The sequence below is a fragment of the Streptomyces sp. NPDC045968 genome (assembly GCF_056430475.1).
The window spans coordinates 200,224-221,489 of the sequence record NZ_JBWKLF010000012.1; the positions used below are offsets into that span (position 1 = coordinate 200,224).

At 69.2% G+C, this 21,266-nt stretch carries 17 protein-coding genes and 1 riboswitch; of the genes, 5 read left to right on the top strand and 12 right to left on the bottom strand.

Translation table 11 applies throughout. From position 1 onward, the window contains the following. Positions 1-520 precede the first annotated feature (520 nt). The 5 genes from AC07FA_RS30555 to AC07FA_RS30575 form a co-directional block, all read right to left on the bottom strand. A complete protein-coding gene (locus AC07FA_RS30555) occupies positions 521-1,564 on the bottom strand; it encodes a TniB family NTP-binding protein (RefSeq protein ID WP_479079548.1) in 1,044 nt (347 codons plus the stop codon). Continuing rightward, positions 1,561-3,654: a Mu transposase C-terminal domain-containing protein gene (locus AC07FA_RS30560; protein ID WP_479079549.1), complete on the bottom strand. Its 2,094-nt coding sequence runs from the start codon at positions 3,652-3,654 to the stop codon at positions 1,561-1,563. The genes AC07FA_RS30555 and AC07FA_RS30560 overlap by 4 nt, the downstream gene beginning before the upstream one ends. Beyond that, entirely contained in the window at positions 3,642-4,439 is a 798-nt protein-coding gene (locus AC07FA_RS30565; RefSeq protein WP_479079550.1) for a TnsA-like heteromeric transposase endonuclease subunit, read from the bottom strand. Before AC07FA_RS30565 ends, AC07FA_RS30560 begins: the two co-directional genes overlap by 13 nt. 218 nt (positions 4,440-4,657) lie before the next feature. Continuing rightward, on the bottom strand, positions 4,658-5,398 hold the full coding sequence (locus AC07FA_RS30570) for a dienelactone hydrolase family protein (RefSeq protein WP_479079551.1): 741 nt from the start codon (positions 5,396-5,398) through the stop codon (positions 4,658-4,660). Positions 5,399-5,882: 484 nt separating this feature from the next. After that, positions 5,883-6,716, bottom strand: a complete 834-nt coding sequence (locus AC07FA_RS30575) for a hypothetical protein (protein ID WP_479079552.1) — start codon at positions 6,714-6,716, stop codon at positions 5,883-5,885. 526 nt (positions 6,717-7,242) lie between these two features. On the opposite strand from AC07FA_RS30575, the gene AC07FA_RS30580 reads away from it, so the two are divergent. Continuing rightward, positions 7,243-8,064, top strand: coding sequence for a PhzF family phenazine biosynthesis protein (locus AC07FA_RS30580; protein ID WP_479079553.1), 822 nt, complete (start codon positions 7,243-7,245; stop codon positions 8,062-8,064). A 51-nt stretch (positions 8,065-8,115) separates the two neighbouring features. Here AC07FA_RS30580 and AC07FA_RS30585 read toward each other — a convergent pair whose 3' ends face one another. Further along, entirely contained in the window at positions 8,116-8,895 is a 780-nt protein-coding gene (locus tag AC07FA_RS30585; RefSeq protein ID WP_479079554.1) for a CPBP family intramembrane glutamic endopeptidase, read from the bottom strand. Between the two features lie 184 nt (positions 8,896-9,079). On the opposite strand from AC07FA_RS30585, the gene AC07FA_RS30590 reads away from it, so the two are divergent. Beyond that, positions 9,080-10,861: a substrate-binding and VWA domain-containing protein gene (locus AC07FA_RS30590; RefSeq protein ID WP_479079555.1), complete on the top strand. Its 1,782-nt coding sequence runs from the start codon at positions 9,080-9,082 to the stop codon at positions 10,859-10,861. Positions 10,862-10,918: 57 nt separating this feature from the next. Here AC07FA_RS30590 and AC07FA_RS30595 read toward each other — a convergent pair whose 3' ends face one another. Then, positions 10,919-12,424 carry a glutamate-cysteine ligase family protein gene (locus AC07FA_RS30595; protein ID WP_479079556.1) on the bottom strand — a complete coding sequence of 502 codons (1,506 nt, stop codon included), beginning with the start codon at positions 12,422-12,424 and terminating at the stop codon, positions 10,919-10,921. 484 nt (positions 12,425-12,908) lie between these two features. Here AC07FA_RS30595 and AC07FA_RS30600 point away from each other — a divergent pair, with 484 nt between their 5' ends. Both AC07FA_RS30600 and AC07FA_RS30605 read left to right on the top strand, forming a co-directional pair. Further along, a complete protein-coding gene (locus AC07FA_RS30600; protein ID WP_479079557.1) occupies positions 12,909-13,496 on the top strand; it encodes a hypothetical protein in 588 nt (195 codons plus the stop codon). Positions 13,497-13,800: 304 nt separating this feature from the next. Beyond that, on the top strand, positions 13,801-14,007 hold the full coding sequence (locus AC07FA_RS30605; protein WP_479079558.1) for a DUF5999 family protein: 207 nt from the start codon (positions 13,801-13,803) through the stop codon (positions 14,005-14,007). An 85-nt stretch (positions 14,008-14,092) separates the two neighbouring features. Here the strand turns inward: AC07FA_RS30605 and gcvP are convergent, their stop codons facing one another. Beyond that, positions 14,093-16,978: an aminomethyl-transferring glycine dehydrogenase gene (gcvP, locus tag AC07FA_RS30610; protein ID WP_479079559.1), complete on the bottom strand. Its 2,886-nt coding sequence runs from the start codon at positions 16,976-16,978 to the stop codon at positions 14,093-14,095. Positions 16,979-17,170: 192 nt separating this feature from the next. Then, positions 17,171-17,268: riboswitch (glycine riboswitch) on the bottom strand. A gap of 133 nt (positions 17,269-17,401) precedes the next feature. Here gcvP and AC07FA_RS30615 point away from each other — a divergent pair. Next, entirely contained in the window at positions 17,402-17,773 is a 372-nt protein-coding gene (locus AC07FA_RS30615) for a PRC-barrel domain-containing protein (protein WP_479079560.1), read from the top strand. On the opposite strand, the gene AC07FA_RS30620 is transcribed toward AC07FA_RS30615, so the two are convergent. The 4 genes from AC07FA_RS30620 to ftsR form a co-directional block, all read right to left on the bottom strand. Continuing rightward, the gene (locus AC07FA_RS30620) at positions 17,695-19,143 is read right to left on the bottom strand and encodes a DNA polymerase IV (protein ID WP_479079561.1); all 1,449 of its coding nucleotides are present in this window, start codon (positions 19,141-19,143) and stop codon (positions 17,695-17,697) included. The genes AC07FA_RS30615 and AC07FA_RS30620 overlap by 79 nt on opposite strands. Before the next feature lie 71 nt (positions 19,144-19,214). Then, the gene (locus tag AC07FA_RS30625; protein ID WP_479079562.1) at positions 19,215-19,826 is read right to left on the bottom strand and encodes a MerR family transcriptional regulator; all 612 of its coding nucleotides are present in this window, start codon (positions 19,824-19,826) and stop codon (positions 19,215-19,217) included. Between the two features lie 168 nt (positions 19,827-19,994). Next, positions 19,995-20,468, bottom strand: coding sequence for a bifunctional nuclease family protein (locus AC07FA_RS30630; protein WP_014044725.1), 474 nt, complete (start codon positions 20,466-20,468; stop codon positions 19,995-19,997). A 53-nt stretch (positions 20,469-20,521) separates the two neighbouring features. Then, on the bottom strand, positions 20,522-21,265 hold the full coding sequence (ftsR, locus tag AC07FA_RS30635; protein ID WP_479079563.1) for a transcriptional regulator FtsR: 744 nt from the start codon (positions 21,263-21,265) through the stop codon (positions 20,522-20,524). Position 21,266 lies beyond the last annotated feature (1 nt).

Below are 21,266 nucleotides of genomic sequence, written 5' to 3' on the forward strand. Positions count from 1 at the left end.
TCCACGGGCTCACGGGAATCCTCGGGACTGGCTGGCCTGGGCAGTTGTTCGCCGCGTTGGCGGAACTGGAAGGCGACCCGCCGGCAGTGCGAGGAACACATGTTCCGCCGTTGTCCGGTCCGGAGCCTCATGTGCTGCCCGCAGACGCGGCAGGGGATCTTCTGCCAGTCGGCCGCAGGGATGCGCTTTCGGTATCTCTTCTGGCGGCAGGCCCTTGAACAGGTCCGTGGTTTGGCGCCGAAGCTCGACATCGGCCGCATCGGGGCGCCGCACTCCTCGCACTCGATCGTGTCCAGGATCTGCTGGAGCTCAGCCTGGTCGCGACCTGCGGCTGCGGCGATCCGCGGCCATCTTGGAGTGCCTCGATGCACTGGCGGTTCGGCGAGGTATTTCCGGAGGTAGGCGGGAGGAAGGTAGTTCGCCTGGGCGAGGCGGGTGATGAACGAGGCAGCTCCTTCTCCTCGTTGCGGACGAACCTTGAAAGGGAGAGCGGCAACCAGGTTGTCCCAGGCCGGCGGGGTCATCCGTCCGTTCCGGGACGCTTGCGGCGGGAGGCGATGTCCAGATCGACGGCCAGCAGACCGGCTTTGGTGATCTTTTCGGTGCCGGTGAGGATGGCGTCGACGGCGGCTCCGCGGAGCTGGTGGGACAGGGTGCCGATCATGCCGTCGGTGCGGGTGTGGAGGAATCGGTCGAGGCGGGTGATAGTGCCGCGTTTGTGTTTGTGCAGCAGCAGGTTGGCTTCCATCTGGGCGACCAGCCCTTTCCATTCCGCGTTGTAGGGGAAGGGATGGGTGGCGACCGAGGTGAAGCGGGCGGCGATCTGGTCGCCGCGGGTGCCGGTCAGCAGGCTGCTGTTCTCGATGTCGATGCCCGCGTAGGCGAAGGTCGCGGGGATGCGCTCGGAGAAGTACTTGAGCGTGTCGGACGCTTCGGCTCCCGTGCGGGTGTCCAGGGAGATGTTGTGGATCTCGTCGACCAGGACCAGGCCGCTGCGGGCCTTGGTGCAGACGCCGACCACGGCTTCGGTGAGGTCGGTGATGTTGGAGCTTCGCAGGACCGGGAGGCCGAGGAAGCGGGCGAACTCGGCTGCGATCATGCGGGGTGTCGCGGCGGGCGGGACGGTGATGTAGATGACCGGTATGCGTTCGTCCTGGCCGGGGTGACGGCGGCGGTCCTGGAGTTCGTGGGCCAGACCGAGCTGGGTCAGGGAGATCGTCTTGCCGGTGTTGGCCGGCCCGGTGACGATCAGGCCTCGGCGGGCGCTGATCGCACCACGGTTGAGGATGACCAGGCGGCGGCCGCAGGTGACGGTGTGCCGGACCGTGGAGGTGGCGACCACCTGCAGGCGGGCGTGGTGGTCGAGGCGATCCTCGTCGTAGGTGTTCTTCTCCTCTTTGGCCAGTGCGTCGGATTCAGCCGCATGAACCAGCGCGGCGTACTCAGCCTCGCCGAGCATGACCATCGGCTTGCCGAGGGAGGCCGCGACGAACGCGCGCCAGCCGGGCAGGACCGTCAGGTAGCGGCCGAAGTCGTCCGGCCGGTCGGCCAGCGGGGTGTTCACGGGCGTCTCCAGGGGTCCTCAAGCGGGTCGAAGAGCCCAAGCGGGATCACCTCGGCCAGCGGTTCTTCGTCTTCCTGCTGTTCTTCAGTAACGGGCTCGCCCGCGGTCTCCTGGGACGGCTCGGGCTGCGGAGAGATCGCGGCCGGAGCCGTGGCTCTGGTCCGAGCGGTCACCTGCCGGTCCCGTTTGGAGGGCTTGTTCTTCTTGCTCTTCTTTCCCTCAGCGACTTGGGCAGGGCCGGCATGTGCGCGGGTCAGCAAGGCGGCCACGGCCTCGGCGAGTTCTTCCTCGGTGGCCTTGGGCAGCTGGTGACTGACGTGGTCCCAGGCGAGGTCGCCGAAGGGGACAGGTGCCCGGTTCAAGTATTTCCAGGTCGCCTGGACCCATCCGCCGTCTCCGCGGTGGTCGCATACCCAGACCCGGGAGACGTCGTAGGGGTCGCGGTGGACCTCCCAAAGACCCCGCTTGGCGGTGACGCCTGAGTGGTGGCGCCGCATCGGCCCGAGTTCCGGGGCGTCGTAGGTGCGGTTGTTGATCCGGATGCCGTAGGCGTTGACGGCCCGCCAGGCCGCGGGCAGGAGCTCGATGTAGTCCTGGCCGCTGAGGGCGACCGGGACGTATCCGCAGGACTCGATCAGCGCGGCGTACTTCTGGTTCGGCGTGAACAGCCGGCCAGGGTGGTCGGGGTCGCGTAGTCCTTCATGGGGGCGGTTCAACCACCTCGCGACGACCCACTCATCGAGCAGTTCCTGCAATTCGGGCAGTGACCACAGGTTTTCCTTCTCCGGGTGCCGACCGCGGTGGTCGGTGTTGCGGCCGGTGTGGCCAGGGAGGAACTGCGCGAACATCGTGGCGACCGAGCCCAGCATCTTCTCGATGTGGCCCTTCTCGAAGGGCGCGCCTTTGTGGGTCGGCTGGAAGTCGATCTCCAGGAACCGGCAGGAGGCCCGGAAGTTGCGTGAGATGAACGCCTTCCCGTGATCGCAGACGATCATTTCCGGGACGATCACCGGCTTGGCGGCCGCGTGCTCGAGGCGCTCGTCCAGGGTCAGCAGCCGCCGGTGCGGCAGAACGGAGCGGGACATCTTGAGCGCGTCCACCCAGCCCGGGCGCATCAGTTCCGGAGTAACGGTCCTGGCCAGCAGCACGCTGGCGTCAACCGACTTCGTCGACGGCCGGAGAACGACCGCTGTCGGGGTCCGGGTCGCGACGTCGATCATCGCCGTGAGTTCGACCTTGCCGACGACCCCGTTGTCGAGGCGGACCATCACATCGAGCGGAGTGGAGTCGATCTGCATGACCTCGCCCGGAGCACTCACGGTCAGTTCCCCGAACGGGACAGCCGCCGTGTGGGCCTTCGACCGGCGTGTGACGGCCGAGCCCGTTGCGTGGGTGCCCGCCGTCAGTTTCTCCACCAACCGGTAGAGCGTGGCCCGGGACGGCCAATCAGCCGCCTGTCCTTCCTCGGTCTGCTCGAGGATCTCCTTCGTCCTCCAGATCAGGTAGGACGCGGTCCGGGTGGAGGCGTCGACGCCTTCCTTGATGGCCTGACGCATCGCGTCCACCACCTCGGGGTCCACCGCCCCGAACTCCGGCCGCTTGCGGGCCGCGCGGCCATCAGCCAGCCCCGCAACCCCGTCCTTCAGATAACGGCGACGCAGCCGGGCGACCGTGCTGGCCGTCACCGAGTGCCCAGACCTCGAAAGTTCCGCGGCCTTAGCCTTCTCCCGCGCGGTCAGCGACGTGCCCGGCCCGTACTCCTCGCGCGGTTCCGTCCCGGGCTCCGCGTCCGGCGGCAGTCCGTGCACCACTTCCAGGATGTGGCTCTCCCACCACAGTGCCTGTGTGACCGCTGCCGCCGGGAGCGCCTCCAGAACGGAAAAGGCAGGCAGCGGCATCCGCTCCGGACGGAACAAGACCTCGAAGTCCTCCGCCTCGAACAACTCAATCAAGGCCACCACCCGGTGCGGACCCCCGGCGTCCTCCAGGACCACAGCCTGGGCGGTCACCTCAAGAACTCCCCGGACCTGCCCGTCGAATCGGACTCTCTCACCGACCACCAGAGCCGGCGGACGCGTCAACCGGCCCATCGCTGCCGCCCCTTCACCCAGACCAGACTCCCGGTCTCCAACAGCCCTCCCGACAGATCCGCCTTCAACTTCCCCGACCACAGCAGGTGGAACAGCACCGGCAGAACCTGGATCCGGTCGCCGACCAGTCCGCTGCCCTCCCATAAGCGCCCCGGCTCGCTGAACACCTCCAGAAGTCGCTCAGCCACAGCCTCCGGCCGACCGGAACGTGCCCGGCGATACCGCGACAGCCACCGGACGTTGGCCATGAACACCGGATCAGGACGGCCGGCCCACTCGAACTCCCAGCCCACAGCCTCACAAGCACGCTCGGTCGCTGCGAAGGCCTCCCGCGTCCGCTCATCCATGTCGTCCTCAGCACGAACATCCACGACCCGGGCCTGCCCCGCAGCCAGCCGGACGAAGTAGTCAGGAGCGTGACGACGCCGCCTTCGGCCGTCGTCCCAGTGCAGCCAGAAAGGCTGCGACGCTATCGCCGTCACCTGCGGATCACGGTCGAGCAGAATCAACCGGTCTCGCTCCAGCCACGACTCATACCCCACGTGATCCCGCACGGTCACCGAGTAGTACCACCCGGCGAAGCCCGGCGTTTCCTTGTCCCAACGGAACGGCCGGACAGGTTCGGCCACCTCGAACGGAACCTGCCAACTCGCTCCCAGAGGGAGCCTGCGACGCTCTCCATCGCTGAGAAAGTCCAGCTCAAAGGCTGCTAACGCCTCATCGCCGTACGCACGCGACAGCGCTCCCACCGCACCCCCAGCCCCGAAGGCCGAGCAGGCACTCAACCTTCGATGAGACTAACGAGCACCCGTTCACCTTCGCTGAGAATCACGGAATCTTCGTTGAGACAGGTCACCAGTGGCCCGGCATCGGGCTTTGCGGTGAGCTTTGGGCAAGCGTCAGCGTTGACCGGTCCGAGCAGATCGTGGAGGCGCTGCGCGAGGCCGTCGACACGTCCCAGGCATGACGCCGACCAGGCCTGGTGCCAGCGTGTCTGCCTGGGTCATGCCCCCAGATCGTCCGTCACGGGCAGGCACTCGGCGAGCAGGTCTACTACGTCGCGCCAGGCTCGCTGCGCGTGCTGTGGGTGGTAGCCGACGCCGGGGACCGTGGGGTGATCGACCGGCGGGTGGTGGAAGGCGTGCAGGGCGCCGCCGTAGACCGCGAGGCGCCAGTCGACGCCCGCGGCCTGCATCTCAGCGGTGAACGCGTTCCGTTGCTCGGGCGGCATGATCGGGTCTTCCGACCCGACCCCGGCCCACACCGGGCAGCGGATGCGCGCCGCCTCGCCCGGTCGGCCCGTGGTAGTTGCGTTGACTGTCCCGATCGCGCGCAGGTTGACGCCGCCTCGCCCGAGTTCCAGCCCGACGGCGCCCCCGGTGCCGTAGCCGACGGCGGCGATCCGGTCGGGGTCGGTCCGCGGTTCGGCGCGCAACACGTCGAGCGCTGCCTGGCCGATGTTCCGCATCCGGTCGGGATCAGCGAGCAGTGGCATGCAACGGGCCAGCATCTCCTCGGGGTCGCTCAGATAGCGCCCGCCGTGAAGGTCGAAGGCCAGCGCTACATATCCCAGCTCGGCGAGAGCATCGGCCCGGCGGCGCTCGACGTCGCTGAGCCCCATGCCCTCTGGTCCGAGCAGCACCGCGGGCCGGCGGCCGACACCGGCAGGGAGCGCGAGGTGCCCGATCATCGTCAAACCGTCGGCCGGGTACTCGACCGTACGCGTCGTCATCGTCGTCGTCATGAGGCTGGACTGTAGTGATCGCCGAGCCCGGTCCGGCCGCTGTTCTGCCGCTGGCAGAGCGGCGCGGGTATCCCCCTGAAATACGGCGATGGCTCAGCCGTTTGAACTGATGCGGCCAGGCGGATGCGCGCTCGACCACCCAGCGCACCTTGCCCAGTCCGGACCAGTGGGCGACGCCAGGCCGTCACGCCAGAACACCCCACGGTCTCGGCGCATCGCGCCACGCGACACCGGTCCGCAACACGTACAACATGTCGCCAAGTGCCGCCCGGTCAGGAACACACAGCCGCCCGGATAGCGACGGCGCCGCTCGGGAATGGGCGGCAGCATCGGAGCCACCCGCTCCCCTTCATCATCAGGAACAAGATCGGGCACGCCTGGAACCTTGCGAGATCACTGAACACGAGTCCCGGAGCACACCTCATGCTGAGACGATCACTCAAGGACTCGTGGAGCAAGAAACCATGCTTCTCTCTGCACCGTCTCAGTAGCCGGTGTCCATGCCCTGGAAGGAACCGATCGCTACGGTGATGACCGCCGCGTCGATGGTGAGCCCGAGGACAAGGAAGATCAGGGCGGCGACGGTGTCGCCCGCGCGGCTGGAACGCGTGCCGTATTCGGCCACGGTGCCTGGCTTGCTCGGGTGATAGGCGACCTGGACCGTCGCGGATCGGCTCTTGACGTACACGCTACGGTCCACTCCGTGCATGTCGGTGTACACAAACGTCCCGAACGCGCCGCCCAGAATGCGCGTTTCCCCGACTCTCCTCGCCTCCACCGTGACGCCGTGGCGGCGCAGGTACCAGGAGCGGTACCGCAGCCGCACCATGTCGGCACCGACTGCGGTGAGCCACGCACCAACGGGACCAAGCAGCATGATTGTGATCGCGAACGCCCAGACTCCGCGGGCCGCGACGGCCACGGCGAGACCGGCACATACGAAGACGACAGCGGTCCCCCACATCCTGCGCCTTCGCTTGTCCCTCTCTTGTTGGGACTCGGTCAACGCCCGGGTGGTCACGAGTCTCGAGCCGTCGGCGCCCTCGGAACGCTCAGGCAGGAGCGCGGTGACGGCGTCGGCGAACAGGTTGGCGGCAGCCTCACTCACGTCGTCCACACGGTGCACGGCAGGCACCGTCCCGGACGGACCGGTGAGTTCGACAGCCAAGGCACGTCCCTGGGAACGGATGTGACCAATCGCCAAGAGAGGAATCCGGACCTCCTCGGTCTTCCGGCGCAACACCAGCTCGTCACCGTCGAATCGGAGCAGGTCGCCATTGGATGAGCGCAGGACCGGTATAGGCGAGGTGATCGACATGCGCCTGATCGTAAGGCCGAGTGGGGATGGCGGGGGATCCTCCCGCAGCGCCCCCAAGGAGGGACCACGTCGGCCCCCCCCACCCGTCGAACGGGCCCGCCCCGGCTCCAAGCGCCCCCGGTCGTCGACTGACATGGAACCCCGCGCGCCGTCACCCTCCCTGGCGACAACCGGCAATCACGTCACCCGGCTCCTGCTCGAACTGACCTGCAGCCTCATATGCGTCCGCAGCCTGCGAACCGGACCAGCCGGGCCCGCTCCAGCCACGACTCGTACCCCACGTGCTCCCGCAGGTCACGGAGTAGTACCAGCCTGCGAACCCCCGAGCCTCCTTGTGCCAGCTGAACTCGCGTACAGGCTCAGCCGCCTCGGACCGCCGGCCCCAGCACACACCCCATGGAACCGTCAACGCGGCCTGGTCGCACGCACGGGCAGGAGTCCCCACCGCACCCCCGTCAACCCTTCAGGTCCAGTTGCCGTGGATTGGCCTTGGCCTGCGGCTTTCCACCGGGCCTACGGTCGGGCCATGAGGATTCGCATCGTCGACGCGTTCACCGACCGCCCCTTCGCCGGCAACCCCGCCGGAGTCCTGCTCCTGGATTCCGGCGGCTTCCCCGAGGACACCTGGCTCCAGAAGGTCGCCGCCGAGGTCAACCTCGCCGAGACCGCGTTCGCCCACCCGCTGCCGCCGGGCGGAGAGGCCGACTGGGCGCTGCGCTGGTTCACCCCGGTCACCGAGGTGGACATGTGCGGGCATGCCACACTCGCCACCGCGCACGTCCTGCACACCACGGGCATCGCGAGCGGAGAGGTGCGCTTCGCGGCGCGCTGCGGGATCCTCACGGCCACCGCCCGCCCGGACGGCACGCTGACCCTCGACTTCCCGACCGCCCCGCTGGCTCCTGCCACCGCACCGCCCGGGCTGGCGGAGGCCCTCGGGGCCGCACCCGTCACCGTCCTCGACACCGGGGCGCACATCGGTGATCTGCTGATCGAGTTCGCGGACGAAGCGACCGTACGCGCGTTGACGCCCGACTTCCCCGGGCTCGCCGCCTGCTCACGGCGCGGCATCATCGCCACCGCGGTGGCCGAGGACCCCTCGCGCGGCTACGACTTCGTCTCGCGCGGCTTCTTCCCCCGGATCGGCATCGACGAGGACCCAGTGACCGGCAGCGCGCACACCGCCCTCGCCCCGTTCTGGTCGGCGAGGCTGGGCCGGGACGAGCTCACCGGCCTCCAGTGCTCGGCCCGGGCCGGCCGCGTCCGCACGTCCCTGCGCGGCGACCGCACCCTGCTGACCGGTAACGCCGTCACCGTCATCGACGGCGAACTGCTCACCGCGCCCTGACACTCCGAAGGGGCGTACGACGCCGCCGTACGCCCCTTCCCCGGCAGGCCCTCACGGCGTGGGCAGCCAGCCCACCTTCCCGGCGAGCAGCGCGTACCCCACGAACGCGCCGATATCCAGCAGCGCATGCGCGACCACCAGCGGTCCGACCCGCCCCCACCGCCGGTACAGCAGCACGAAGACCACACCCATCACCAGGTTCCCGACGAAACCGCCGATGCCCTGGTACAGGTGGTACGACCCGCGCAGTACCGAACTCGCCACCAGCGCGGCCATCGGCGTCCAGCCCAACTGCCCCAGCCTGCGGAGCAGGTAGCCGACGACGATCACCTCCTCCAGCACGGAGTTCTGGAGCGCGGAGAGAATCAGTACGGGGAACTTCCACCACACGTCCGGCAGCGACTCCGGCACCACGGTCAGATTGAATCCGGTGGCCCGTGCCGCCAGATAGAAGGCGAGCCCGGCGCTGCCGATACCCGCGGCGATCAGCGTGCCGCGGCCGAGGTCGGATCCGGGCCTCGTCCGGTCGAAGCCGATCGCCCGCAGGCTCGCCCCCTCTCTGATCAGCAGATGCGCCACCAGGGCCACGGGCACCAGGGCCGTGGTGATACCGAACAGTTGCCAGGCGAGATCCAGCCATGGCCGCCCCGGCGCGTACGAACCGTTCAGCGTGGCCGCCTGGTCCTTCAGTCCCCCCGGCTTCGTCAGCGATCCGACAAAGCTGATGAGGGCGGACACCCCGCTGGCGCCGAGCGAGAGAGCCAGGACAAGCACCGTCTCGGACCGCAAGATCCTTCGCGGCACGCCTTCTTGGGGGTAAATATCAGCCACACGCCCCGCCTCCACCTGTACACCTGCCTTTAGTTGTGCATTCCCGTCTCATGCCACCCACCGCCCCGCTAGGGTCTCGAATGCAGGTACGAAGATCATGCGCGACCGGTCGGGGGACGACCACCATTGGTGATGGTGTGGTCCCCCTTTTCCTTGTTCATCCTCAAGGAGGGGCACCACCGACATGGGACGTCACAGCTTGCCCGACGACTACGCGCCGCACGGCGCCGGGGACGCCCCTGCCCGGCGCCGGCGCACCGTCGCCATCGCCACCGGGCTCGTGCTCGCCGTGGCGGCGGGGACGGCGGTCGCCGCGCAGGGCGGTCTGCTGTCCCTCTCCGAGTCCTGCGAGGACACGGCGGTACGGCTGACCCTGGCCGCCTCTCCCGACATCGCCCCCGCCGTGCGCGCCGTCGCCGACCGGGCGCGCGAGGACGAGGTGCGGTCGGACGGCCACTGCCTGTACGTCGAGGTGGTGGCCCGCGACTCCTACAAGGTCGCGGACGCGCTGGCCAGGGGCGACAGGGCCCCGGACTACCAGGTCTGGCTGCCGGATTCCGACCTCTGGCTGGACCGGGCCATGGGGAACGGCGACGGCGTCCCGGTCGCCCCGGGTGACTCCGTGGCCTCCTCCCCCGTCGCCCTGGCCGTGGTGCCGTCCGCGTCCAAGTCTCTCGGCTGGCCCGAAGAGACGTACTCCTGGGCCGAGTTGATCGCTTCCGCCATGCGCTCGGGCAAGGTGCGCCTCGGCGCCGCCGACCCCGCGCGCAGCGCCACCGGTCTGCTGGCGCTCGCCAGTATCGGGGCCTCGTCCGGCGCGCAGGGCGCAGACAGTGACACCCGGGTCGCCGAGACGGCGAAGGTACTGGCGCAGCGGGTGTCGGACAGTGACGCCCACGTGCTGGAAACGCTGGCCCACGACAGGTCGGGCGCCGAGGAAGGCAACCCCGGACACAACCAGGCGGTACTGCTCTCGGAGCAGGCCGCCTTCGCGCACAACGCGGATTCGACCGGCGGCGGAAGGCTCGACCTCTTCTATCCGAAGGACGGCACCCCGCTGCTCACCTACCCGTACGCCCTGGTCGACGAGCCGGAACTGACCACCGCCGAGAGCCGGGCGGCCCTGCGGTTCATGACCCTGCTCAAGAGCGAGGGCTCCCAGCGCATGCTGGCGCAGCGCGGTTTCCGTGCCCCCGACGGCACCGCCGGCACCTCGGTCGTCGCGTCGGCGGGCGGCAGAGCGCCCCAGCCGTACGCCACTGCGGCAGCCACTGCTCCGTCGGCGGCAGCGCTCCAGGAGACGCTCGGCATGTGGACGATCACCGTGCAGAGCGCCCGGCTGACCACGGTCGTCGACGCGTCCGGTTCCATGGCCACCCTGGTTCCGGGCCGTGGCCAGTCACGGATGGATGTCACGAAGGCATCCCTGATCCAGGCGCTCACCCAGTTCACGCCCAACGACGAGATCGGCCTCTGGGAGTTCGCGACCACGCTCGACGGCACCAAGGACTACCGCAAGCTGATGCCGACGCGCCGGCTGGGCGACCCGGCGAAGGGCGGCGGCACCCACCGGGAGGAGCTCGCCGCGGCCTTCGCGGCGCTCCAGCCCGTACCGAACGGCGCGACCGGCCTGTACGACACGACGCTGGCCTCGTACAAGGAGGCTCAGGCGACGTATGTGAAGGGCAAGTTCAACGCCCTGGTGATCCTCACGGACGGCTCCAACCAGGACCCGCGCAGCATCTCCCGCAGCGCGCTGATCGCCCAGCTCGAACGGCTCGCGGACCCGCAGCGCCCCGTTCCGGTCATCGCGATCGCCGTCGGCCCGGACGCCGATCGCCAGGAGGTGGCCGACATCGCCGAGGTGACCGGGGGCTACCAGGTCACCGACCCGGCCGAGATCCAGGCCGTGATCCTGCAGGCGATCATGACGGCAGGACAGAGCGGCCACGCGGCGGACGGATAGCCCGCGGCGGACGGCCGCCCCACCTCGCATCCTTCGGTGCCCGCAGGCCCCCGTCGCTCAGGGCGCCGGGAAGCCCACCGGCCAGGTGTGCACGGGCTCGTCCGTCTGCATCAGCTCGCCGTACCGACGAGTGGTGGCGGCCAGCGCGGCGTCCCGTCCGAGCCCCGCCTCCAGGGCCCGGTGGTACGTGTCGGCCTGCCAGGAGGCTCCGTTCGTCCGCCGCTTGCACCGCTCCTCGATGACGCCGAGGTAGCGATCGCGGTCCGCCGGCGCGATGTTCCACGCGTCGAGCCCGGCGGCGGCCAGCGGCAGCAGTTCGTCCCGTACGAGCTTGACGGCGGGCACCTTGGTGACCCCGCCCGAGCGGCCGGGACGCGGCCAGAGCAGTTCGGCGTCGATGCCGTGGCGGCAGGCGGTGTCGAAGTTCTCGGCGGCCGCGGCGAACGGCAGCCTGGTCCATACCGGCCGGGGCTCCTCGGCCAGCGCGCGCACGAGGCCGTAGTAGAAGGCGGCGTTGGCGATCACGTCGGTCACGGTGGGGCCGGCCGGCAGGACCCGGTTCTCGACCCGCAGGTGGGGAACACCGCCGGCCAGGCCGTAGACCGGCCGGTTCCAGCGGTAGACCGTCCCGTTGTGCAGGACGAGCTCCGCCAGGTGCGGCACCCCGCCCTCGTCGAGCACGCGCAGCGGGTCCTCGTCGTCGCAGATGGGCAGCAGAGGCGGGAAGTAGCGGAGGTTCTCCTCGAAGAGTTCGTACGCGGAGCTGATCCAGCGCTCTCCGAACCAGGTCCTCGGCCGCACCCCCTGATTACGGAATTCCGGCGGCCGGACGTCCGTGGCCTGGAGGAACAGTGGCGGACGGGACTCCCGCCACAGCTCCTTGCCGAAGAGGAAGGGGGCGTTGGCCCCGAGTGCGATCTGCACGGGGGCGACGGCCTGCGCCGCGTTCCACACGTCGGCGAAGCGGTCCGGTGTCACCTGCAGATGCAACTGGACCGAGGTGCACGCCGATTCGGGAGCGATGGACGGTGAGGTGAACACAAGTCGCTCGACGCCCTCGATATCGAGGGCGAAATCCTCGCCGCGAGCCGCCGCCATTTGATCGTTGAGCAGCGTATAGCGGTCCACCTGCGAAAGGTTCGCCGAGACGACGTCCTCCCGGCCCAGGGTCGGCAGGATTCCGATCATCATGATCCCCGCGTCGACCTCTCCGGCCTTGCGGTGCGCATAGGCGAGCCCTGTTCTCAGCTCCTCGGCGAGCTGATCGAAAACCCGGCCGCTCAGACGGTGCGGAACGATGTTTACTTCGAGATTGAACATCCCGAGTTCGGTCTGGAAATCCTTGCTCGCGATGCGCTGGAGTACCTCGGCATTCATCATCCGCGGCATGCCGTCCACGCCAACGAGATTCAGCTCTATCTCCAGGCCCATGAGATTCCTGGGACGCTCGAACCTCCGCTCCGCCAGGAGCCTCCCCAACCCCTCCAGGCACTGGTTGAGCTTGTCGCGGTACGCCTGCCGATCAGACAGGTCAAAGGCTCCCGCCACGACCTTCTCGCCCATCCCAGCGTCCTTCCTAGATTGAACGGCCCGCGGACCAGGCCGTTCGTATCAGCATCGATAATGCCCAGACGAGGTGATCGATAACGCCCCCATCGAGCTCGGGTACCCGATAGTCTGGTGACGGAAGCCGGGGGCACATTCCGTCGGCACCGGGCAGCTGCACATTCCACCGGCATCCGCGCGGCGAATGCGCCGACGAGTTTCAGCCTACCGCCGAATCGGGTAAACCCCTGGCGGAGGGAAGACCAGGCAGGCGGAATCACCAGAAACTCCGCATTCCGAAGTCCTGATCCCACCTTGCGGACAATATGAGAAACGGCTAGCGGAAACACCGTGTGAACACGTGTCGTATAAACTCCGCGGACGAGGCAGAGAGTTGACGCACAGGCCGCGTTACCGGCCGTCCTCTCGCCCCGGCACGCCGACAGCGCCGTCTGCACCCGCCCACGCATCACCGTGTCTCCGAAGTGAGAGGCGACTCACCATGCCGCTGCATGTACCCCAGGCTCCCGCGCCCGCATTGCGCAGCGTTCTCACGGCACTCGGTTCTCCCACCGCAGTCCGCGAGGCCCGCACCCCCGCTCTCCGGTCCGTCCAGGGACCGCTGAGCCCCGAACTCCCGCTCCCCGTCCACGTACTGGACCGGATCACGCCGAACGAGGCCGTGCCCCGCACCCGCCTCGCCGGCTGGCGCTTCCTGATCCGCAGCGGAGACCGCGCCATCGCTGCCGCTGACACCATGCTGACTCCCGACGGCTGGGCCTTCTCGCACTTCTTCGAAGGCCCGTACATCACCTCGACCGAGCTGGCCGTGCGACAGGCCGAAGCGGCACCGGCCGCGTACCAGCCGCGCCTGCTCTCCATCCCCGGGCTCTACATGCTCACGCTGTGGCTGCACGGCGACACCGAAGCCGACCCCTCGGGCGGCGCACTCGCCCCGACCGACGTTCTCGTGCCCCTGGCACCCGCACCTCCTGGCATCGCCGCCCACCGTCCGCACGCGGTCGCCGACCTCTTGCCCGTGATGACGTTGCGCATTCCTCCCGGCCCCCTGCTCGGATCGCCCGCCTGACCGCTTCCACCGCGCCCCCGTCGTACCGCCCCCGGCCTCCGGGGGCACTACGACGGGGGCGCGGTTCTGCCCGTCAGGACTAGTCCGTACGGGCCACCCCGAACCCCCCGAAGAGACAGTGGAGTTACGGTGAACCGCCCGGCCGGGTGATGCGTCATGAGAGGAGGACAAGAGCTGCCGCGAAATCCCTGCGGATCGACGCCCGTAGGGCAACACTGGGACCGGACCGACTGATACGGGGGCGGCCATGAACACACCGTCAAGCCGCAGGACACTCAACTCAACGCAGCGAAAGAACCCAGCCATGTGCCAGCACCAGCCACCCTGCCCGTCCGCCGACTCCGCCGACCGGGAAGCCGCGCGCCTCACGGCACACCACCCGGAGCAGGGCTGGAGCCTCCTGTGCAACGGCGTCCTGCTCTTCGAGGACACCGGCGAGCTCCTGCCGGACGGGCAGATCATCGCACCGCACCGGCCGCTGGAGTCCGGGCGGGTCATGAAAGCCGCCTGACCGCGGCCGTACGAACTGGGGCCGGCCGGAGAAGTCTCCGTACCGGCCCCGACGCATGTCCGCGTCACGCTCTGCCGCGCGTACCTCAGTTGTCGTAGGCGTCCAGCGGCGGGCACGAGCAGACCAGGTTGCGGTCGCCGAAGGCACCGTCGATCCGGCGCACCGGCGGCCAGTACTTGTCCGCGGCCGATACACCGGCCGGGAAGACGGCCTCTTCACGGCTGTAGCCGTGCTCCCACTCGCCACCGAGCGCCGCCGCCGTGTGCGGGGCGTTGCCCAGCGGGTTGTCGTCGGCGCTCCACTCGCCGGACGCGACCTTCTCGATCTCGCCGCGAATGGCGATCATCGTGTCGCAGAAACGGTCGAGCTCCGCGAGGTTCTCGCTCTCGGTCGGCTCGATCATCAGTGTCCCGGCCACCGGGAACGACATGGTCGGCGAGTGGAAGCCGTAGTCGATCAGGCGCTTGGCCACGTCGTCGATGCTGACCCCGGTCGCCTTGGAGATCGGCCGCAGATCGACGATGCACTCGTGCGCGACCAGACCGGCCGGGCCGTTGTACAGGATCGGGTAGTGCGGTTCGAGCCGCTTGGCGATGTAGTTGGCGGCGAGCACGGCCACCTGCGTGGCCCGCTTGAGGCCCTCGCCGCCCATCAGACGTACGTACGCCCAGGAGATGGGCAGAATCCCTGCGGAACCCCACGGGGCGGCCGAGATCGGGCCCACGCCGGTCTCCGGGCCCGCGGCGGGCTGGAGCGGGTGGTTCGGCAGGTAGGGCGCGAGGTGCGCGCGCACACCGACCGGGCCGACGCCCGGGCCGCCGCCGCCATGCGGGATGCAGAAAGTCTTGTGCAGATTCAGGTGCGAGACGTCGCCGCCGAACTTGCCGGGCTTCGCCAGGCCGACCAGCGCGTTGAGGTTGGCGCCGTCGACGTACACCTGGCCGCCCGCGTCGTGGACCTCACCGCAGATGTCCGCGACGTGCTCCTCGAAGACACCGTGCGTCGAGGGGTACGTGATCATGAGCACGGCGAGCTCGTCACGGTGCTTCTCGATCTTCGCGCGCAGGTCGTCGATGTCGACCTCGCCGTCGTCGGCGGTCTTCACCACGACGACCTTCATGCCGGCCATCACGGCACTCGCGGCGTTGGTGCCGTGCGCCGAGGAAGGGATCAGGCAGACCGTGCGCTGGTCGTCGCCGTTGGCCCGGTGATAGGCGCGGACCGCCAGCAGACCGGCGAACTCACCCTGCGAGCCCGCGTTCGGCTGGATGGAGACGGCGTCGTAACCCGTGACCTCGGCCAGGCGCTCCTCCAGCTCGCGGATCAGGGTCAGGAAGCCCTGGGCCTGCTCCGCCGGTGCGAAGGGGTGCAGCGCGCCGAATTCGGGCCAGGTGACCGACTCCATCTCCGTGGTCGCGTTCAGCTTCATCGTGCAGGAGCCGAGCGGGATCATGCCGCGGTCCAGCGCGTAGTCACGGTCGGCCAGCTTGCGCAGGTAGCGCAGCATCGCCGTCTCGGAACGGTGCTGGTGGAACACGGGGTGGGTCAGGATCGAGTCGGTGCGCAGCAGCCCCTCGGGCAGCGTGTCGGCGGCGGCCGCGTCCAGCGCCTCGATGTCACCGTCGGCGCCGAAGGCGGCCCAGACGGCGGCGATCTGCGTACGGGTCGTGGTCTCGTCGCAGGCGAGGGAGACCAGGTCGCCGTCGACGAGCCGCAGGTTCACGCCGCGCTCACGGGCATCCGCGACGACCTGCGCGGCCTTGCCGGGAACCCGCACGGTGATCGTGTCGAAGTAGGACCCGTGCACGACGTCGGCACCGGCGGCCCTCAGGCCCTCGGCGAGGATGGTGGCGTAACGGTGGGTGCGCTGGGCGATCGTCCGCAGCCCGTCGGGGCCGTGGTAGACGGCGTACATCCCGGCCATCACCGCGAGGAGCACCTGAGCGGTACAGATGTTGCTGGTGGCCTTCTCGCGGCGGATGTGCTGCTCGCGGGTCTGGAGGGCCAGGCGGTACGCCTTGTTGCCGTCGGCGTCCACCGAGACACCGACCAGCCGGCCGGGCAGGGAGCGGGCGAACTTCTCGCGTACGGCCATGAAGCCCGCGTGCGGTCCACCGAAGCCCATCGGCACGCCGAAACGCTGCGTGGTGCCGACCGCGATGTCCGCGCCCAGCTCACCGGGGGAGGTGAGCAGGGTCAGGGCCAGCAGGTCGGCGGCGACGGTGACGATCGCGCCGAGCTCGTGGGCCTGCTCGATGACGGGCTGGATGTCCCGGACGGCTCCGGAGGCGCCCGGGTACTGGAGCAGCACGCCGAAGACACCGCGCTCGGCGACGTCCGCCGGGATGCCCTCGGCGAGGTCGGCCACGACGACCTCGACACCGGTCGGCTCGGCACGTGTCTCTATCACCGCGATCGTCTGCGGCAGGGTGTCCGCGTCGACGAGGAAGACGCCGTTCTTGACCTTGCCGACGCGCCGCGCCAGCGCCATCGCCTCGGCGGCGGCGGTGCCCTCGTCGAGCAGGGAGGCGCCCGAGGTCGGCAGTCCGGTCAGCTCGGCGACCATGGTCTGGAAGTTGAGGAGCGCCTCCAGGCGGCCCTGGGAGATCTCGGGCTGGTACGGGGTGTACGCCGTGTACCAGGCCGGGTTCTCCATGACGTTGCGGAGGATCACCGGAGGGGTGAAGGTGCCGTAGTAACCGAGCCCGATCATCGGGGCGAGGACCTGGTTGCGGTCGGCGAGGGAGCGCAGCTCGGCCAGTACCTCGGCCTCGGAGCGGGCGGCGGGGAGGTCCAGCGCCTCCGCACTCCTGATCACATCGGGCACCGCGGCTGCGGTGAGCTCGTCGAGGGAGCCGTAGCCGACCTGGGCGAGCATCTTCGCCTGGGCCTCGCCATCGGGCCCGATGTGGCGCTGCTCGAAGGGAATGCCCTGCTCAAGCTGGGAGAGCGGAGTGCGACGGGGGGTCATGATGGAGGCCTCCTGGTCTGTCACGACCTGCGAGGGGCACCACGGCGTGGGTGCCCGAACGGCCTCCCCCTCTGTCATCTCGACCTGAGAGCTTCACCGGCCGCACATGGCGGACCGGCTTTCACCGTCGGTGAGGAAAGGTCCCGCGCCGGTCTGTGCCGTGGCGAGTCCCGTCCTGCTTTCCAGAGTGACCTCAACCGTGCGGTACGGGGGCCTGAGAGATTCCGGGGAGGATTTGCTCCTTCGGCGCCTCCGGCGTTCTCACCGAAGGACTCTCCCGCACGGGGTCAGCAGCCACTGCCAGCCTACCAGCGGGCACACGTCGGCTGTCTCGAGTGGCCGCCGCCCCCGATCTGCACTTTCGTAGTGCTTGTGGAGTAATGGGGGGACCACCCTCAGTTGTTGCGACCAGTGGGAGGCACCGTGCAGACCGATATCGATCCGCGCAGCCTGATCGGCCGCAAGGCATTCGACCGCAAGGGCGCCAAGATCGGAACGGTGGATGAGGTCTATCTCGACGACGCGACCGGGGTGCCCGAGTGGGCGGCCGTACGTACCGGGCTCTTCAGCAGGGACGCCTTCGTGCCACTGGAACCGAGCGAATTCGTCGACGACTCGCTGCGCATCCCCTTCGACCGCGCGTTGATCAAGGACGCGCCGGACTTCGGCGTCGGACGGCATCTCTCACCGGAGCAGGAGCTGCAGCTCTACCGCCACTACGGTCTGGACTCGCCGCCGGAGGAGGAGCTGGCGCCGGACCGTGACTTCGGGAGGCTGGCGGGCCAGGAGGAGTAGTCCACGGGCTCTTTCACGAGCGGCAGCGGCTCGGCCGGCCGGAGCTCCGGGTCGTCGATGCGGAAGGTGCGCACCCGGCCCGGGGGGTCGCCAGGCTCCTCGAAGCGCACCGTCACCCGGCCCACGCCGCTGCCCTGCACCCATCCGTGGCCGTAGGTCTCGTGCCGTACGTCGTGTCCCGAGGGCCACCGCCGCGCGGCAAGCTGTTCGGGACTCTCCTCCGCCGCTTCCTCGGGCGCCTCCACCGGCTCCTCGTCGGTTCCGCTCTCCTCGGCGACCGCTGCGGCGCTGCGCGCGTCGGCGGCCTGCGCGAACAGATCCTCCTGGGTGAAGTCGGCGAGCCCCGTGACACCCACTCCGAGCAGCCGTACTCCCCCGGTGGTGTCGACGGCCTCCAGCAGCCGCGCGGCGGCCTCCCTGATGACGGTGGGGTCGTCCGTGGGACCGCGCAGCGTCTCGGACCGGGTGAGCGTCGAGAAGTCGTAGCGCCGCACCTTCAGCACGACCGTCCGCCCCGACCGCTCCGCGGCCCGCAGCCGCCGCACACACCGGTCCGCGAGGCGTTCCACCTCCGACCTGACGCGCACCCGGTCGTGCAGGTCCACGTCGAAGGTGTCCTCGACCGACACGGACTTGGCGTCGCGCTCCGCCACCACGCGCCGGTCGTCGTACCCGAGGGCCATGAGGTGCAGCGATGCCCCGTGGGCCTTGCCCAGCAGCCGTACGAGCTCCGCCTCGCCCGCATCGGCCAGGTCGCGGACGGTGGTCATCCCGGCCCGTCGCAGGTGGTCTCCGGTGGCCGGTCCGACGCCCGGCAGGATGCGCACGGACATGGGCGCCAGCAGCTCCCGTTCGGTACCCGGCTCGATGAGGACGAGCCCGTCCGGCTTGGCCTCCTCCGAGGCGATCTTGGCGATCATCTTGGACCCGGCCAGACCGACGGACCCGGTGAGTCCGGTGACGGCCTTGATCGCCGTACGCAGCTGCTCGCCGATCTCGCGGGCCGAGGCCGAGTCGTCGGCGACCCCGCCGGCCTCCAGGTCGACGAATGCCTCGTCCAGGCTGAGCGGCTCCACCAGGGGCGACATGCGCCCCAGAAGCCCCATCACCTGGTCGCTCACCGTTCTGTACAGCGTGAAGCGCGGCACGAGGTACGCGGCGTTGGGCGCGAGTCTGCGGGCCTGGGCCATCGGCATCGCCGAGTGGACGCCGAAGCGCCGCGCCTCGTACGACGCGGTGGCCACGACCCCGCGTGGCCCGAGGCCGCCCACCACCACCGGCTTCCCGCGCAGACTCGGCTTCGCCGCCTGCTCCGCGGAGGCGTAGAAGGCATCCATGTCCAGATGCAGGATGGTGGGCGCGGCTCTCACACGACCGATGCTGCCCTATGGCACTGACAACCGGCCTGCCCGGCGCCCCTGAAGGCCCGGGCAGGTCCCGCTCAGCCGGCGCGGTTGCGCCGCCTGGCCAGTTCGTCGGCGGGGTTGTTGCCGATCAGTGTCTCGCCCGTGTCGACCCGTTCGCCGTGCAGCTGGGACAGGGCCACGTCCACGTCGCGCCAGACGACGCCGACGGCGATACCGAAGACGCCCTGGCCCCCCTGGAGGAGCTTGACGACCTCGTCGGGCGAGGAGCACTCGTAGACCGTCGCCCCGTCGCTCATCAGCGTCATGCGTTCGAGGTCCTGGAATCCACGGGCCCTCAGGTGCTGCACCGTGCTGCGGATGTTCTGCAGAGCGACACCCGTGTCCAGGAAGCGCTTCACGATCTTGAGGAGGACCACGTCCCGGAAACTGTAGAGGCGCTGGGTCCCCGACCCGTACGCCGGACGCACACTCGGCTCGACGAGCCCCGTACGCGCCCAGTAGTCGAGCTGCCGATAGGTGATGCCCGCCGCCGCGCACGCGGTCGGGCCCCGGTAGCCGATATCGCCCACCGCTGCCATGCCGTCCGCCACCACCGGCTGAACCGGCTGCCTGATGGTGTGGTCGGCTGCACTGCCCTGCTGCGGATACGGCCCGCCCGCCACCGTACCGTCGCCGCTGCTTCTCACGCCGACCTCCGTCCTTGACCTGCCCTCTCGAAGGTAGGCAGTCACTCGGGGTGCGTCAACGATCGCCACACTCGGCACGCCGAGTGATAATCACCCTGAGGGTGGTTTCCCGTGACTCTTTAACGGGAACGGCTTGTCGGATGCGCTGACAGCACCCCTACGGGACGGTCACTGACTGTTGGTATCGAAATCCTCCGGCGAGATCTGGTCGAGGAACTCGCGGAACTTCTCCACCTCGTCCTCCTGCTCGTCAGGGATCGCGATCCCCGCATCGTCCAGCACCCCGTCACTGCCGTAGATCGGCGTGCCGGTGCGCAGGGCGAGCGCTATGGCGTCGGACGGCCGCGCGCTCACCTCGACCCCGCTCGCGAAGACCAGCTCCGCGTAGAAGACCCCTTCTCGGAGGTCCGTGATACGGACCTCGGTGAGCTCCTGGCCTACGGCCTCGAGCACGTCCTTGAAGAGATCATGGGTCAGAGGCCTGGCCGGAGCCATGCCCTGCTGGGCGAAGGCGATGGCTGTCGCCTCGCCGGGACCGATCCAAATGGGGAGGTACCGGTCGCCTCCCACTTCACGCAGGAGCACGATCGGTTGATTGGAGGGCATTTCTACCCGGACACCCACAACGTCGAGCTCGTTCACACAGCAACCCTAGGACGTGCTCGCCATGTTTGGGTAGTCGGGCTCCGCCAAGGTCAGTGGAGCCGGATGCCGAGAGCCGTCTGCACCAGCGCCGAATGGAGCCGTACGGAGAGCTCCGCCAGCTCTTTCGCGGTGGCCTCCGCATGGGCTCTGGTCTGCGGATTCCTGTGCCGGCGCAGGGGCGCCACCACCTGCTCGACGAGCCCGGCCTCACGATCCGCGGCCGCTCGCATGGCCCGCAGATGCCGAGGTTCCAGACCAAATCGCCCCAGATCCGCCACAAGTTTCGCCACGGTGACCATCTCGGCGTCGTAGGCGCCCTCCGGAGTGGGCGAGATCAGCCCGTAGGACTCCCACTCGTCGAGCTGGTCCTCGGTGACCTCGGCGGCGGCGAGAAGCTCGCTGCGGCCGATTCTGGCCGCCGTCGCCCGGCCCGCCTCGGAGTCCCAGGAACCGTCGCCGGGATCCCGCTGCCCTCCGGCGGCCGGCACAGCGACGTTCTCACCCCGGGCCAGTGCGTCCAGGTGACCGCGGATGACCTTGAGGGGAAGATAGTGGTCCCGCTGCATCCGCAGGACCTGAGCGAGCCGCTCGACGTCCGCGGTGCTGAACTTCCGGTATCCGGAAGGCGTTCGCTGCGGCTCGATCAGCCCTTCGGCCTCGAGGAACCGGATCTTGGAGATGGTGACTTCGGGAAACTCGTCGCGCAGCTGAAGAAGCACCGTGCCGATGCTCATCGCTCGCCCGTCCGCGGTGGCGGTGCCGTGACCGGCACCGCCCGTCGATGTAGGCAGCATG